Origin of the sequence: Paucibacter aquatile, assembly GCF_002885975.1 — a bacterium.
GTDB lineage: Bacteria > Pseudomonadota > Gammaproteobacteria > Burkholderiales > Burkholderiaceae_C > Paucibacter_A > Paucibacter_A aquatilis.
Genome location: NZ_POSP01000004.1, coordinates 19124 through 34092 on the forward strand (window position 1 = coordinate 19124; position 14969 = coordinate 34092).

Sequence of the window (14969 nt, forward strand, 5' to 3'; positions counted from 1 at the left end):
CGCGCCAGCAGGCTGGAGAAGGCTGTTTTGACGGCTTTCTCCAGCTTTAAGAGTCTGCGCTAAGCGATTGATCTTGCCTGTATTTTTCCTTTCACCTACACTGCCGACAGTTGTTGGGGGCCCAGTTTGAAGAACAATTTCTCGAAGCAGTTGACGCACCTGTCTGCCAGCCTGGCGCTGGTCATGGCCGGTTTTCTCGGCGCCGCACCGGTGGCCGAGGCTGCCAGCTCGAACAAGGCCCCGGTGGCCAAGAATGCCCGCGCCGCCAAGCCTGCCGCGCGCAGCACACACCTGAGCAAAGCGGCTCGCGCCGCGCAAGCCAAATCGCCGGTCAAGGCGAGTGGCCGGACTTCGGTGAAGTCCAAGGCCGGCAAGACCGCAGTGGCGCTCGGCGCAGCGGCGGCCGTTGAGGCGGCGGCCAAGCCGACGTTTGGTCAGCTTTACGGCCTGCACGCGGTTGAGGACTCGCTCAAGCTCAAGTCCAGCGTCGCGCTGGTGCTCGACCAAGACACCAACGAAGTCCTGTTCGCCAAGAACTCGCAGGCCGTGCTGCCCATCGCCTCGATCACCAAGCTGATGACGGCCTTGGTGGTGGTGGAAGCCGGCCAGTCCATGGACGAGAAGCTGACCATCACCGAGGAAGACATCGACTCGGAGAAGTACACCCGTTCGCGCCTGACCGTCGGCGCCACGCTGACCCGGGGCGAGATGATGCATCTGGCCCTGATGTCCTCGGAAAACCGCGCCGCCAATGCGCTGGGTCGCAATTACCCCGGCGGTCTGGCCTCCTTTGTGGCCGCCATGAACCACAAGGCTCAGTCCCTGGGCATGACGGACACGCACTATGTCGAGCCCACCGGCCTGTCCAGCCGCAATCAGTCCAGCGCCAAGGATCTGGCGGCACTGGTGAAAGTGGCGCACGAGGTGCCCCTGCTGCGCGAGCTGTCCACCTCCAAGGAATACCAGGTTGCCCTGGGCCGCCGCCAGCTGCAGTTCCACAGCACCAATGCCCTGGTCAGCAACCCCGCCTGGGACATCGGCCTGCAGAAGACCGGCTTCATCAATGAGGCGGGCCGTTGCCTGGTCATGCAGGCCCGCATGGCCGGCCGCAAGCTGATCATGGTCTTCCTGGATTCGACCGGCAAATACACCCGAATCGCCGACGCCGAGCGCGTTCGCAAGTGGATCAGCAGCAACCCCAGCGCCACTGCGGCGGTGCACGCCAAACCGACGATCTGAGCGGGCTCCGCTTCAGCCATGAAAAACGCGCTCCTCGAGCGCGTTTTTTTATTGCCTGTCGACCTGATGCAAGCAAGCCTGAGGCTTCAGCCGCGGTAGCCCAAGGAGGCCGAGATCTGCGCGGCGGTTTCCTTGAGCCGCGCCAGCCAGCTTTCTTCCAGCCGGTCGGCCGGGGCCGAGATGGACAGGCCGGCCACCAGCTTGGCCTGGTCGTCGTAGATGCCGGCGGCCATGCAGCGCACGCCCAGCTCCAGCTCTTCGTCGTCGCGCGACAGGCCGCGCTGGCGGATGATGGCCAGTTCGCGCTCCAGGGCGCCAATCTCGGTCAGGCTGTTGCGGGTGTGGCCGGCCAGACCGGTGCGGGTGGCGTAGGCGCGCACCCGTGTCGGGTCGTCGCTGGCCAGAAAGAGCTTGCCCACCGAAGTCAGGTGCAGCGGGGCACGTCCGCCGACGGCGCGCACCACCTGCATGCCCGAGCGTTCGCTGTAGGTGCGCTCGATGTAGACGATCTCATCGCCCTGGCGTACCGAGAGATTGACCGGCTGGTGGGTGAATTTGTGCAGCTCGCGCATGGGGCCCAGGGCGGCGTCGCGGACATCAAGCCGCGCCTTGACCAAATTGCCCAGCTCCAGCATGCGCATGCCCAAGCGGTAGCTGCCGGCTTCGGGCCGATCGACGAAGCGGCCGATGGCCAGGTCGTTGAGAATGCGGTGCGCGGTCGAGGGGTGCAGGCCTGTGGTCTCGGCGATTTCCTTCAGCGAGACCGGGTCCTGGTGGCTCGCCAGCACATCGAGCAGCGCAAACGTGCGCTCCAGCACCTGGATGGCAGGCGTTTGAGCTTCTTTGTTCTTCATTCGCAGATTGTGCGAGGTTTCGGCTTGTTTTGCATTGCGAAAAATAGATTCAGCTCACGACATGGTTTCGCCTGCGCAACAGCGCCGGCAGTTCGCATCGTGCAATGGCTGGGCTTGGCAGCCGCCGGCATCTCGCTGGCGCTGGCGGTGCAGGCTCAAGCGCTCATCGATCCCGCCGCGGCGCTGACCGAGGCGCCACCGGCAGCCGGGCCGCAGCAGCCGGCATCCAGCGCGGCGGGCAGCTCATCCGCGTCTTCGAGTGCCAACTCGGCAGCCAGCGCGTCAGCGCGGGCCGCTCCGGCTCCGAGCTGGTTGCGTCTGCCCAAGCTGCAAGGCCGTCTGACCGCGGCCGACCTGGGCCTCCTGATCAACAGCAAGGACCCCTATTCCGTGGCGGTGGGTGAGTACTACGCGCGCCGGCGCGGCATCCCTGAGGCTCAGATCCTGCGCGTGCAGCTCCCTGTGCGTGCGAGCTTGAGCCTGCCCGAATTCGAGGCCTTGCAAGCCACCGTGCGTCAGCGCATGGGCCCCCAGGTGCAAGGCCTGGCCCTGGCCTGGACCCAGCCCTATGCGGTTGAATGCAACTCCATCACCTCGGCCCTGGCCCTGGGTTTCCAGCCGGAGATATGCAAGCAGAGCTGCGCGCCGAGCCGCCCGTCGCCCTACTTCAACTACTCAGGTCGCAAGCCCTTCAGCGATCTGGGCCTGCGCCCCTCCATGCTGCTGGCCGCCCGATCGGTCGAGAGCGCCCAGGCCTTGATCGAGCGCGGCATCGCTGCCGATCACAGCCTGCCATCCTTCGTGCCGGCCCAGGCCTATTTCGTCAGCACGCCCGATGCGGCGCGCAGCGTGCGCTCGGTCCTGTTCCCGCCGGCCAGCAGCATCCGGGCCCTGGGCCTGGAGGCGCGGCGAGAGTCCAGTGAGGCCTTGCCCGCCCGCCTGCCTCGCGCCTTGTTGATGGTGACCGGCTTGGCCCGGGTGGAGGGCCTGGACCGTATCGAGTGGCTGCCCGGCGCGCTGGCCGATCACCTGACCTCCTTCGGCGGTCTGCTGGAGCGCAACAGCCCGCAGGAGCAGATGAGCGCACTCGACTGGTTGGAGTCGGGCGCCACGGCCAGCTACGGCACCGTCAGCGAGCCCTGCAACCACCTGCAGAAGTTCCCGCATCCACAAATCCTGCTGCTCAGCTATGCCCAGGGTTTGAGTGCGCTGGAGGCCTACTGGCACAGCGTGGCCTGGCCGGGGCAGGGGGTGTTTGTGGGTGAGCCTCTGGCGGCGCCGTTTGCGCCGCCTTTCTAGCCCTGTGGCGCCGTTTGCGCCGCCTTTCTAGCCCTGTGGCGCCGTTTGCGCCGCCTTTCTAGCCCTGTGGCGCCGTTTGCACAGCCTTTTTTGAGGCAAGGAAGCGGCGACCGGGCTATAGATTCGCCGCCGCAAACTCCCCCGCCATGACTGCGCCCTCGAGCGTGGCCGGGTAGGGGCCCTCGACATAGTCGCCTGCCGCCCACAAGCCGGGAGCGATGGCCGCGGGCGGGCGCTGCAGCCCCGGGGTGCAGGCAAAGGTCGCGCGTTTCTCGGCCAGCACGCGGATCAAGGTCGGCGCCTCTGTCCAGCCCAGCTCTTGTTGGGCCTGCAGTCGCACGGCTTCCGCGGCGGCGTCCAGCCCGCGCTCGACCCAGGGCGCGGCCCCGCTGATCACCCAGGCCGAGCGGCCGGCGGCCTCGGCGCTGAGCTGCCCCAGGTCGAAGGCAAACTGGGCCGGCGCCTGCGGCCCTTCTTGCAAGGCCAGCATGGGGGCGGGCCAGGCGGGGCCCGGGTGCTGCAGATAGACCGTGATGATGGGTTGGTAGTGCAGGGCACCGGCCTGGGCGCTCCAGGCCGGTGCCAACGGGAAGCTCAAACGGGCAGCCTCGGCGGCGCTGCAGGCGAGGATGACGCGGTCAAAGGCCTGGCCATCGACCTGCCAACCGCCCTCGGCGCTGCGGGTCAGCGATTGCACCCGTTGGCTGAGCCGCAGCACGGCGCCCTGGCCCAGCAGCCACGCCTGCGCCGGCTCGGCCAGCAGCTCGCTCAGCGGCCGGCGTGGCAGCAGCAGGTCCGAGCTGCCGGGGCCGCTGAACAGGGCGTCGTGCAGCACGCGCAGGAAGACGCTGGCGCTGGCCTGCGCGGCCGGTGTGTTGAGCGCCGCGACGCAGAGCGGATCAATCAGCTCGTCCTTGATGGGCTGCGGCAGGCCTTGGCAGAGCTCGGCCACGCTGAGCTCGGGCGCGCAGCGAAAGCCGCGCAGCAGCCAGCCGGTCGCGCCGAGCAGCAGGCCCAGCCGCGCCGACCAGGGCCAGCGCCTGCAGGCCAGCACGCCGCGCACAAAGGCGGGCAGGGCCGCGCCGGGCGGCAGGCGCAGGCCTTCATGCCCGGGGTAGCGCAGACGCAGGGGCAGGCGCAGCAGGGCGGCCTCAGGAGCGAGGCCCAGGTGGCGCATCAGCGCCAGGCTGCGCCGGTAGGCGCCGATCAGGATGTGCTGGCCATTGTCCAGACGCAGGCCGGCTTCGTCGGGCGGCAGGCTGCGCGCGCGGCCGCCGGGCTGGCCGGCCATGTCGAACAGCTCAATCTGGTGGCCGGCCTCGCAGGCTCGCACCGCAGCAGCGAGACCGGCCCAGCCGCCGCCGATCACGGCCACGCGCAGGCCGCGCGCTTTTGCCAGCATCAGCGACCCAGCCAGTTGGTGCGCATGGCCAGCCAGAGCTTGCGCAGCGGTGTCAGCGAGATGCGCTGCTCCAGCACGCGGAAGTTCTCGGCCTCGATCTCGCGCAGCAGGGCGCGGTAGATATTGGCCATCATCAGGCCAGGCTTCTGCGCCTTGCGGTCGGCCTCGGGCAGCAGGGCAAAGGCTTCGTCGTAGAGCTGGTGGGCGCGTGCCGCCTGGAACTTCATCAAGGCGGTGAAGCGCTCGCTGTAGCCCCAGGGCTTTTTGCGCAGCAGGATCTCGTGCGCCTTGACGTCGAACTGCTGAAGCTCCGAGATGGGCAGGTAGATGCGGCCGCGGCGCGCGTCATCGCCGACGTCTCGGATGATGTTGGTCAGCTGCATGGCCTGGCCCAGCTTGTGGGCGTAGGCGATGGTTTCTGGCTGGCTGCGGCCGAAGATGCCGGATGCCACCTCGCCCACCACGCCGGCCACCAGATGGCAGTAGCGCTGCAAGCCGGGGTAGTCGAGGTAACGGGTTTGCTCCAGATCCATCTGGCAGCCCTCGATGACGGCGTTCAGGTGCTCGAGCCGGATGTCGAAGGCCGTGCAATGCGGCATCAAGGCCTTCATCACCGGATGCTGGGGCTGGCCGGCGAAGGCCTGGCTCGCTTCCTTGCGCCACCAGGCCAGCTTGGTCGAGGCCACGCCCAGGTCTTCGATCTCGTCCACCACATCGTCCACCTCACGGCAGAAAGCATAGAAGGCCGTGATGGCCGCACGCCGCTCGGGCGGCAGAAAGAGAAAGGCGTAATAGAAACTCGAGCCGCTCTTGGCGGCCTTGTCCTGCACATACTGTTCCGGGCTCACAGACGGCCCTCGGTGCGGGCGGCGCTCAGCCGCAGGTCGGCCGTGGCAGCCTGTTTCAGCGTGCGGCTGCGACCCATGCGCAGGCAGGCCCAGAGCAGGGCCGGGGCGTCAAATGGCCCAATGGCCGGGCGGTGAAGAAGACTGGCGTGATGCATGGCGCGGATTTTCGCAAGAATGCGCAGGCCGCCTTGTACCACCGCCCGCAACTCCCAGCCGGCCCGCCCGGGAATCTGGTGCACCAGGGGTGCGCCCTGCTGCATCAAGGCTTCAGCCCAGTCGCACAGCTCGGCAATCAGGCGCCGCGCCGAGGCGCTGTCCCGGCAGGCCAGGATGTCGTCGCCGCTGAGCCCGTGGCGCTGCAAATCACGCTCGGGCACGTAGAGCCGGCCGCGCGGGCCGTCGCGGCTGAAGTCCTGCCAGAAGTTGATCAGTTGCAGGCTGCTGCAGATGGCGTCCGAGCGTTGCAAGGCCACGGCATCGCCGATGCCGTAGAGATGCAGCAGCAAGCGGCCGATCGGATTGGCCGAGCGCCGGCAGTAGTCCAGCAATTCCGTGCGGTCGCGATAGGAGGTCTTGACCAGATCCTGCTCGAAGGCCGAGATCAAATCATTCAGCAAGGGCGCGGGCAGCCGATATTGGGGCAGGACCCGGGCCAGGCCGGCGAAGACGGTGGTGTGCCAGCGGCCGGAATCGGGCCGGCCCGCCAGCACGGCGTTCAGGTCGGCACGGTAGGCCTGCAGCTCCTGCTGGCGCTGCTCGGTGCTGACCTGACCCTCATCGGCCAGATCGTCGGCGCAGCGGGCGAAGTGATAGATCGCTGCCACAGCCGGCCGCAAATGCGGCGGGCACAGCCAGGAAGCAACAGGAAAGTTTTCGTAGTGTTCTATGCTCACGGCCAGGATTGTGGGTGCGTTCAGGCTTGTCGGCGGCAAGACAAGCCTGCAATGCGCCGTTTTCACTGGTTTGACAGTGCCGAATCGCTTGAATACATTGCTGACCGGTTGGTCAGTAACGGCGATTCTGGCCGGTCAGGCCCTGGTTTTTCTGCTCCACGCTCACCGGCAAGCCGCGGCGCTGACTCCAGCGACCGCGCGGCGGTGAAGCACGATTCGAGGTCATTCATGCCCCACACCGTCACCCGCCGTGCCCGCCAGCTTTCTGCGCTCGCCCTTGTTTTTCCGCTCGTGGCCTTGCTGGGTGCCTGTGGCATGCAGGAGGCCGCCCCCGAGCCCGAGCGGGCCGTGCGCACCCTGACCCTGCAATCGGCCTCGAGCGGCCAGGTTCATGAGTACGCCGCCGAGGTTCGCGCCCGGGTGGAGTCCCGTCTTTCCTTCCGTGTCGGTGGCAAGGTGCTCAGCCGCAAGGTCAATGTCGGCGATCGGGTGCAGGCCGGCCAGGTGCTGGCTGTGATCGACCCGCAGGATCTGGTGCTGGGCCAGCAGGCGGCCAAGGCCGGTTTGCAAGCCGCTCGCGCCAACCGCGATCAATTGGGCGCCGAGCTCAAGCGCTTCATCGAGCTGCAGCAGCAGGGCTTCATCAGCGCCGCCGAGCTGGAGCGCCGCGACCTGGCTTTCAAGGCCGCGCAAGCTCAGCTGGAGCAGGCCCGCACCCAGTTCGAGGCCCAGAACAACCAGGTGGCCTATGCCCAGCTGACCGCCGATGCGGCCGGCGTGGTGACGGCCGTGTTTGCCGAGCCCGGTATGGTGGTCGGCGCCGGCACGCCGGTGCTGCAGCTGGCGCATGACGGACCGCGCGATGTGGTGTTCTCTGTGCCCGAGGACCAGCTCGGCCGCCTGCGTGAGGCGGCCGGTCTGCCCGGCGGCTTGACGGTGCGTCTGTGGAGCGAGATCAAGCCCGGCGCCGCGGACGCCGCACCCAGCCATGCGCTGAGCCTGCGCGAGGTGTCGGCCGCCACCGATCCGGTGACTCGCACCTTCCAGATCAAGGCCGATGCCGGCAAGCTCGATGCGCGCATCGGCCAGACCGCGGCCGTGCTGCTGAGCTCGCCGCGGGTGGCCGAGGTGATCAAGCTGCCGCTGTCGGCGGTCTTGCAGACCCAGGGCCAGACTTCGGTCTGGGTGCTGGAGCCGGGCACGATGACGGTCAAGCAGCAGCCGGTGCAGGTCGGCGGCGCCGACGGCAATGAGGTGGTGGTGGCTGCGGGCCTGAAACCGGGCCAGGAGGTGGTGGTGGCCGGTGTGCATGTGCTCAAGGCCGGCCAGAAGGTCAAGCGCTACGAGCAGGCGCTGCCTGCCGCAGCATCTGCCGCGGCTTCGCGCTGATCCGGAGCACGCTGCATGAGCCTTCACGAGCCCCACGCGCCCGCGGCTGCCGGCCGCCATTCTTTCAATATGTCACGCTGGGCGCTGGAGCACCCGGCGCTGACCCGCTACCTGATGATCGTGCTCATGGTCATGGGCTTTGCCGCCTATTTCCAGCTGGGCCAGGATGAGGACCCGCCCTTCACCTTCCGGGTGATGGTGGTGCAGGCCTTCTGGCCGGGCGCCACCGCCCAGCAGATGGCCGAGCAGGTGACCGACAAGATCGAGAAGACCCTGCAGGAAGTGCCGCTGGGCGACAAGATCCTCAGCAGCACCAAGCCCGGTGAATCCTTGACGGTGTTCCAGCTCAAGGACGATTCGGCTGCCAAGGATGTGCCCGAGGTCTGGTACCAGGTGCGCAAGCGCCTGGGCGATATGAAGGGCACCCTGCCGCAAGGCGTGTACGGGCCTTTCTTCAACGACGAGTTCGGCGATGTCTACGGCTCCATTTTCGCGCTCTCGGCCGATGGTTTTTCGCCGGAAGAGCTGCGCGAGCATGCCGAGCGCGTGCGTTCGCAGCTGCTGCGTGTGCCCGATGTGACCAAGGTCGAGACCTTTGGCGCACAGCCCGAGAAGGTCTTCATCGAGGTCTCGCAGAAGCGACTGGCCAATCTGGGCCTGGACTTCGGTCAGGTGATCAACCAGCTCGGCGCGCAGAACGCGGTCGAGGGTGGCGGCGTGCTCAATGCCGGTGCCGGCAATCTGCAGGTCCGCATCGGCGGGCAGTTCAATTCGGTGGAGGCACTCAAAGACTTTGCCATCCGCGCCATCAACCCGGTGACCGGCCAGGCCAGCAATTTGCGCCTCTCGGACATCGCCGAGGTGCGCCGCGGCTATGCCGACCCACCGGCCGTGATGGTGCGCCATCAGGGCAAGGATGTGATCGCCCTGGGCGTGTCCATGGGCAAGGGCGGCGACATCATCGCCATGGGCAAGGCCTTGCAAAAGGCCACGGCCGCCATTCGCAAAACCCTGCCGGCCGGCATCGAGCTGGTGCAGGTGCAGGACCAGCCGCAGGCGGTGACCCGCTCGGTCAACGAGTTCGTGCAGGTGCTGCTGGAGGCGGTGGTGATCGTGCTGGCCGTCAGCTTCATCGCCCTGGGCCTGCACACACGGCCGCTGCGTGTGGACATCTGGCCGGGCCTGGTGGTGGCGATCACCATCCCGCTGGTGCTGGCCATCACTTTTGTGACCATGTTCTATTGGAGCGTGGGCCTGCACAAGATTTCGCTGGGCTCGCTCATCATCGCCCTGGGCCTGCTGGTGGACGACGCCATCATTGCCGTCGAGATGATGGTGCGCAAGCTGGAGGAGGGCTACGACAAGATGTACGCCGCCACCTTCGCCTACGACGCGACGGCCATGCCCATGCTGACCGGCACGCTGATCACGGCGGTGGGTTTCTTGCCGATCGGCCTGGCCAAGTCGGTGACCGGCGAGTACACCTTTGCCATCTTCGCCGTCACCGCGGCGGCGCTGATGATTTCCTGGTTTGTGTCGGTCTACTTCGTGCCCTATCTGGGCGCGCTGCTCCTGCACACCCATGCGGCCAAGGAGGGGCAGGCGCACGAGATGTTCGACACGCCCTTCTACAGCCGCTTCCGCACGGCCGTGGGTTGGTGCGTGCAGCACCGCTGGCTGACGATTGGCGCCACCGTGCTGGTGTTCGCACTCGGCCTGCTGGGCATGACCCGGGTGCAGCAGCAGTTCTTCCCGGATTCCAGCCGGCCCGAAATCCTGGTCGACATGACCTTGCCCGAGGGCTCGACCATCCAGCAAAGCCGTGCCGTGGCGGAGCGTTTCGAGGCGCGCATGCTGAAGGAGGAGGGGGTCTCGACGGTCAGCACCTGGATCGGTTCGGGCGTGCCGCGCTTCTACTTGCCCATGGACGTGGTCTTCCCCGATCCGGCGGTCAGCCAGGCCATCGTCCTGCCCAAGGGCATGAAGGAGCGCGAGGCCTTGCGCAAGCGCCTGCCCGAGCTGCTGGCGGCGGAGTTCCCTGAGGTGCGCGCCCGCGTCAAGCTGCTGCCCAACGGACCGCCGGTGGCGTATCCGGTGCAGTTCCGCGTTTCGGGCGAGAAGGTCGAGCAGGTGCGCTACTGGGCCGATCAGGCCAAGGAGATTGTTCGCGCCAACCCGCATATGCGCGGCGTCAATGACAACTGGCGCGAGTCCATCAAGGTGCTCAAGCTCGATGTCGACCAGGACAAGGCGCGCGCGCTGGGCGTCACCAGCCAGAGCCTGGCGCAGGCTTCGCGCACCATGTTCTCCGGCACCACCATCGGCCAGTACCGCGAGGGCGACAAGCTGGTGGACATCGTGCTGCGCCCGCCGCAGGAAGAGCGCAACGCCATCACCGACATCGGCAATGCCTATGTCATGACCGGCACCGGCCGCTCGGTGCCGCTGACGCAGATTGCCAAGGTTGGCTTTGCCTGGGAGCCCGGCGTGTTGGCGCGCCAGGGTCGCAGCTATGCGGTGACCGTGCAGGGCGATGTGACCGAGGGCATGCAGGGCGCCACGGTCAGCGCGCAGATCTGGCCGCAGTTGCAGGCGTTGCAGGCCAAGATGCCGCCGGGCTACAGCATCTCTGTCGCCGGCGCCGTGGAGGAAAGCAGCAAGGGCCAGGGCTCGATCGCGGCCGGCGTGCCGGTGATGCTCTTCATCACCTTCACCCTGCTGATGCTGCAGCTGCAGAGCTTCTCGCGCTCCATGCTGGTGTTCCTGACCGGGCCGCTGGGCATTGCGGGTGTGGCGGCGGCGCTGCTGATCCTGGACAAGCCGTTCGGCTTCGTGGCCCTGCTCGGTGTGATCGCGCTGATGGGCATGATCATGCGCAACTCGGTCATCTTGATCGACCAGATCGAGCAGGACCGGGCGCGCGGCGTGCCGGCCTGGAACGCCATCGTCGAGTCAGCGGTGCGGCGTTTCCGGCCCATCGTGCTGACCGCGGCGGCGGCCGTGCTGGCCATGGTGCCGTTGTCGCGCAGCGTGTTCTGGGGGCCGATGGCCGTGGCCATCATGGGCGGCCTGATCGTCGCCACGGCCCTGACGCTGCTGGCGCTGCCGGCCATGTACGCGGCCTGGTTCCGCGTGCGCCGGCCGGAAGAGGGGCATTCTCAGCTGCCGCCCTCGCAGCTCAGCGCCGACCAGCTGCTGCACTCGCGGCTGTGATCGGGCTGTGATCGGACCATCGCTTGCGGGGCGCTTTCTGCCTCGCAAGCGCGGTGCTTGACCCTGCGCGCGCGGCCTCGCGCAGCGGGGCGCACCGGGGGTTTTCCTTGGGGCCAATTTTTGGCCCTCCAATTGGCTACAATCCACGGTTTGCCGAAATGCCACGGGCTTGCAAGGCAGGGTTCCTGAGAGGGGGCCGGGCCAAGCAGGCTTGAATCCACTTAGCGCGGGTGGCGAAATTGGTAGACGCACCAGGTTTAGGTCCTGACGCCTTCACCGGCGTGCCGGTTCGAGTCCGGCCCCGCGCACCAGATAACTTTGTTTGTACTGAGTCAAAAATGGCTGTCACCGTCGAAACCCTCGAAAAGCTCGAACGCCGCATCACGCTCACGCTGGCGGCCGCTGACATCAACAGCGAAGTCGAGAACCGTCTCAAGAAACTGGCCCGCACCGTCAAGGCCGATGGCTTCCGCCCCGGCAAGGTGCCGATGAGCGTGGTCGCTCAGCGTTATGGCTACTCCGTCCAGTACGAAGTCATGAACGACAAGCTGGGCGAGGCCTTCTCGGCCGCCGCCAACGAAGCGCAGCTGCGCGTCGCCGGCGCACCGAAGATCGCCCAGAAGGAAGAGTCGCCCGAAGGCCAGATGGCCTTCGACGCCACCTTCGAGGTCTACCCGGAAGTCAAGCTGGGTGATCTGTCGGCCGCCGACATCGAGCGCGTCGCCAGCGAAGTGACCGAAGAAGCGATCGACAAGACCGTCGACATCCTGCGCAAGCAGCGCCGCACCTTCGCTCAGCGCGCCGCCGCTGAAGCTGCCGCCGATGGCGACCGCGTCACCATCGACTTCGAAGGCAAGCTGGACGGCGAGCCCTTCGCCGGCGGCAAGGCCGACGGTTTCCAATTCATCATTGGCGAAGGCCAGATGCTGGAAGCTTTCGAGAAGGCCGTGCGCGGCATGAAGGTGGGCGAGTCCAAGACTTTCCCCCTGGCCTTCCCCGAGGACTATCACGGCAAGGACGTGGCCGGCAAGGAAGCCGACTTCCTGGTGACGGTCAAGAAGATCGAAACTCAGCACCTGCCGGAAGTGAACGAAGCCTTCGCCAAGTCCCTGGGCATTGGTGAAGCCTCGGTCGACGGCCTGCGCGCTGACATCAAGAAGAACCTTGAGCGCGAAGTGAAGTTCCGCGTGCTGGCTCGCAACAAGGGCGCCGTGATGGAAGCCCTGGTGGCCAGTGCCGAACTCGACGTGCCCAACGCCCTGGTGGCAGGCGAAGCCGAACGCCTGGTGGCCGCAGCCCGCGAAGACCTGAAGAAGCGTGGCGTGAAGGATGCCGACAAGGCGCCGATCCCCGAAGAAATCTTCAAGCCCCAAGCCGAGCGCCGCGTGCGCCTGGGTCTGGTGGTGGCCGAGCTGGTGCGCGCCAACAATCTGCAAGCCAAGCCCGAGCAGCTGCAAGCGCACATCGAAGAGCTGGCCCAGAGCTACGAAAAGCCCGCTGAAGTGGTGCGTTGGTACCTGAGCGATCGCAACCGTCTGGCCGAAGTGGAAGCCGTGGTCGTTGAAAACAACGTCACCGATTTCGTGCTGTCCAAGGCCAAGGTCAGCGACAAGACCCTGCCCTTCGACGAGCTGATGGCCACCGCCGGCAACTGATCTCGTCGGCTGCCCGCAGCCTGAGAGGCGCCGTACCGCAAGGCCGGCGCCTTTTTTCATTTTTTCAGGCTTTCTCTTGCGGCCACATAATCAGTCCCCATACCTAGTCGGTGCAAGCAAGTCGTTCGGTCATCAAGCCCATTTTTCTGAGGAAGAACATCCATGAGCGCGCTGGAAATCAACAACCTGGGCATGGTGCCCATCGTCATCGAACAATCGGGTCGCGGTGAGCGCGCCTACGACATCTACAGCCGCCTGCTGCGCGAGCGCATCATTTTCCTGGTCGGCCCGGTGAACGATGCCGTGGCCAATCTGGTGGTGGCGCAGATGCTGTTCCTGGAGAGCGAGAACCCCGACAAGGACATCTTCCTCTACATCAACTCGCCCGGCGGCAGCGTCTCGGCCGGCATGTCGATCTACGACACCATGCAGTTCATCAAGCCCCAGGTGTCGACCCTGTGCATGGGCATGGCCGCCAGCATGGGCGCCTTCCTGCTGGCCGCAGGGGCCAAGGGCAAGCGCATGGCGCTGCCGAATGCCAAGGTCATGATCCACCAGCCGCTGGGCGGCACGCAGGGCCAGGCCACCGACATCGAGATCCACGCCCGCGAGATCCTCAAGACCCGCGAGCAGCTCAACCGCATCCTGGCCGAGCGTTCGGGTCAGAGCCTGGAGAAGATCCAGAACGACACCGAGCGCGACTACTACATGTCCGCCGCTGAAGCGCAGGCCTATGGCCTGATCGACCAGGTGGTGGAAAAGCGCGCCTGAGCATCCGCTCGCTGGCGGCCTGAATCCAGGCCCAATTGACGGCAGGAGGGGGCCCTTATCCAGAAAAGGGCCCCTTGTCCGTTTGAACTATCATCACTGCAGGCATTCACGCCTGAAAGACAAGCAGATCCATGGCCGAGAAAAAAGGCAATTCCAGCGAAAAAGTCCTGTACTGCTCCTTCTGCGGCAAAAGCCAGCATGAGGTGAAGAAGCTGATCGCTGGCCCATCGGTGTTCATTTGCGACGAGTGCATCGAGCTCTGCAATGACATCGTCCGCGACGAAGTGCCGGCCGACACGCCGCAGGCGCGCGCCAGCAAGTCTGATCTGCCGGTGCCCAGCGAGATCAAGGCCAGCCTCGATCAGTATGTGATCGGCCAGGATGTCGCCAAGCGCACCTTGTCGGTCGCGGTCTACAACCACTACAAGCGCCTGCGCCATATGGCCGGCACCAAGGACACGGTCGAGCTGTCCAAGAGCAACATCCTCTTGATCGGCCCCACCGGCTCCGGCAAGACCCTGCTGGCTCAGACCCTGGCGCGCTTGCTGAATGTGCCCTTCGTCATCGCCGACGCGACCACGCTGACCGAAGCGGGTTATGTGGGCGAGGATGTCGAGAACATCATCCAGAAGCTGCTGCAGAACTGCAATTACGACGTCGAGCGCGCCCAGCGCGGCATCGTCTATATCGACGAAATCGACAAGATCAGCCGCAAGGCCGACAACCCCTCCATCACCCGCGATGTGTCGGGCGAGGGCGTGCAGCAGGCTTTGCTGAAGCTGGTCGAGGGCACCATGGCTTCGGTGCCGCCGCAAGGTGGCCGCAAGCACCCGAATCAAGACTTCCTGCAGATCGACACGACCAACATCCTGTTCATCTGCGGCGGCGCTTTCGATGGCCTGGAGAAGGTCATCCAGAACCGTTCGGAAAAGTCCGGTATCGGCTTCGGCGCTTCGGTGCAGAGCAAGACCGACCGCCGCGCGGCCGAGCTGTTCCGCGAAGTGGAGCCCGAAGATCTGATCAAGTTCGGCATCATTCCCGAGCTGGTTGGGCGTCTGCCGGTGGTGGCCACCCTGGGCGAGCTGACCGAAGACGCCTTGGTGCAGATCCTGACCGAGCCCAAGAACGCGCTGGTCAAGCAGTACCAGCAGCTGTTCGCCATGGACGGCGTCGAGCTGGAAGTTCGCCCCTCGGCCCTGACGGCCATTGCCCGCAAGGCGCTGGCGCGCAAGATCGGTGCCCGCGGTCTGCGCTCCATCATGGAGCTCTCGCTGATCGACACCATGTTCGAGCTGCCAGCCCTGGACGGCGTGGCCAAGGTGGTGCTGGACGAGCACAACATTGACGAAGCCGCCAAGCCCTTGCTGGTGTATCGCGAGCAGGCCAAGGCCAGCGCCTGAGGTCGA

The 14969-nt window shown here is 66.2% G+C and carries 11 protein-coding genes and 1 tRNA gene; 8 read left to right on the forward strand and 4 right to left on the reverse strand.

Going from position 1 to position 14969, the window contains the following annotated elements:
• Positions 1-183: 183 nt before the first annotated feature.
• Positions 184-1239: a D-alanyl-D-alanine endopeptidase gene (gene pbpG / locus C1O66_RS19735; RefSeq protein WP_102770383.1), complete on the forward strand. Its 1056-nt coding sequence runs from the start codon at positions 184-186 to the stop codon at positions 1237-1239.
• An 86-nt stretch (positions 1240-1325) separates the two neighbouring features.
• On the opposite strand, the gene C1O66_RS19740 is transcribed toward pbpG, so the two are convergent.
• Positions 1326-2093: an IclR family transcriptional regulator gene (locus tag C1O66_RS19740; RefSeq protein ID WP_102769765.1), complete on the reverse strand. Its 768-nt coding sequence runs from the start codon at positions 2091-2093 to the stop codon at positions 1326-1328.
• A gap of 99 nt (positions 2094-2192) precedes the next feature.
• Here C1O66_RS19740 and C1O66_RS19745 point away from each other — a divergent pair, with 99 nt between their 5' ends.
• Entirely contained in the window at positions 2193-3392 is a 1200-nt protein-coding gene (locus C1O66_RS19745) for a TIGR03790 family protein (protein WP_243392894.1), read from the forward strand.
• Between the two features lie 115 nt (positions 3393-3507).
• Here the strand turns inward: C1O66_RS19745 and hpnE are convergent, their stop codons facing one another.
• The 3 genes from hpnE to hpnC are packed head-to-tail and all read right to left on the reverse strand — an operon-like array spanning position 3508 to position 6535.
• Positions 3508-4794 carry a hydroxysqualene dehydroxylase HpnE gene (gene hpnE, locus C1O66_RS19750; RefSeq protein WP_207796040.1) on the reverse strand — a complete coding sequence of 429 codons (1287 nt, stop codon included), beginning with the start codon at positions 4792-4794 and terminating at the stop codon, positions 3508-3510.
• Positions 4794-5642, reverse strand: a complete 849-nt coding sequence (hpnD, locus tag C1O66_RS19755; RefSeq protein ID WP_102769766.1) for a presqualene diphosphate synthase HpnD — start codon at positions 5640-5642, stop codon at positions 4794-4796. Before hpnD ends, hpnE begins: the two co-directional genes overlap by 1 nt.
• Positions 5639-6535, reverse strand: a complete 897-nt coding sequence (gene hpnC, locus C1O66_RS19760; protein WP_102770386.1) for a squalene synthase HpnC — start codon at positions 6533-6535, stop codon at positions 5639-5641. The genes hpnD and hpnC overlap by 4 nt, the downstream gene beginning before the upstream one ends.
• A gap of 228 nt (positions 6536-6763) precedes the next feature.
• On the opposite strand from hpnC, the gene C1O66_RS19765 reads away from it, so the two are divergent.
• The 6 genes from C1O66_RS19765 to clpX all read left to right on the forward strand — a co-directional run bounded on the left by C1O66_RS19765 (position 6764) and on the right by clpX (position 14963).
• The gene (locus tag C1O66_RS19765; RefSeq protein WP_102769767.1) at positions 6764-7924 is read left to right on the forward strand and encodes an efflux RND transporter periplasmic adaptor subunit; all 1161 of its coding nucleotides are present in this window, start codon (positions 6764-6766) and stop codon (positions 7922-7924) included.
• A gap of 15 nt (positions 7925-7939) precedes the next feature.
• Positions 7940-11137: an efflux RND transporter permease subunit gene (locus C1O66_RS19770; RefSeq protein ID WP_102769768.1), complete on the forward strand. Its 3198-nt coding sequence runs from the start codon at positions 7940-7942 to the stop codon at positions 11135-11137.
• A gap of 224 nt (positions 11138-11361) precedes the next feature.
• Positions 11362-11448 (forward strand) — tRNA-Leu (locus C1O66_RS19775).
• 27 nt (positions 11449-11475) lie between these two features.
• Positions 11476-12792 carry a trigger factor gene (gene tig / locus C1O66_RS19780; RefSeq protein WP_102769769.1) on the forward strand — a complete coding sequence of 439 codons (1317 nt, stop codon included), beginning with the start codon at positions 11476-11478 and terminating at the stop codon, positions 12790-12792.
• Between the two features lie 162 nt (positions 12793-12954).
• Entirely contained in the window at positions 12955-13563 is a 609-nt protein-coding gene (gene clpP / locus C1O66_RS19785; protein WP_102769770.1) for an ATP-dependent Clp endopeptidase proteolytic subunit ClpP, read from the forward strand.
• Between the two features lie 131 nt (positions 13564-13694).
• Positions 13695-14963: an ATP-dependent Clp protease ATP-binding subunit ClpX gene (gene clpX, locus C1O66_RS19790; RefSeq protein WP_102769771.1), complete on the forward strand. Its 1269-nt coding sequence runs from the start codon at positions 13695-13697 to the stop codon at positions 14961-14963.
• Positions 14964-14969: the final 6 nt, after the last annotated feature.

Bases quoted from the DNA above. Each gene is read 5' to 3' on its own strand.
- pbpG (WP_102770383.1), top strand. From the start codon at position 184: ATGGCCGGTTTTCTCGGCGCCGCACCGGTGGCCGAGGCTGCCAGCTCG.
- C1O66_RS19740 (WP_102769765.1), bottom strand. From the start codon at position 2,093: ATGAAGAACAAAGAAGCTCAAACGCCTGCCATCCAGGTGCTGGAGCGC.
- hpnE (WP_207796040.1), bottom strand. From the start codon at position 4,794: ATGCTGGCAAAAGCGCGCGGCCTGCGCGTGGCCGTGATCGGCGGCGGC.
- C1O66_RS19765 (WP_102769767.1), top strand. From the start codon at position 6,764: ATGCCCCACACCGTCACCCGCCGTGCCCGCCAGCTTTCTGCGCTCGCC.
- C1O66_RS19770 (WP_102769768.1), top strand. From the start codon at position 7,940: ATGAGCCTTCACGAGCCCCACGCGCCCGCGGCTGCCGGCCGCCATTCT.
- tig (WP_102769769.1), top strand. From the start codon at position 11,476: ATGGCTGTCACCGTCGAAACCCTCGAAAAGCTCGAACGCCGCATCACG.
- clpP (WP_102769770.1), top strand. From the start codon at position 12,955: ATGAGCGCGCTGGAAATCAACAACCTGGGCATGGTGCCCATCGTCATC.
- clpX (WP_102769771.1), top strand. From the start codon at position 13,695: ATGGCCGAGAAAAAAGGCAATTCCAGCGAAAAAGTCCTGTACTGCTCC.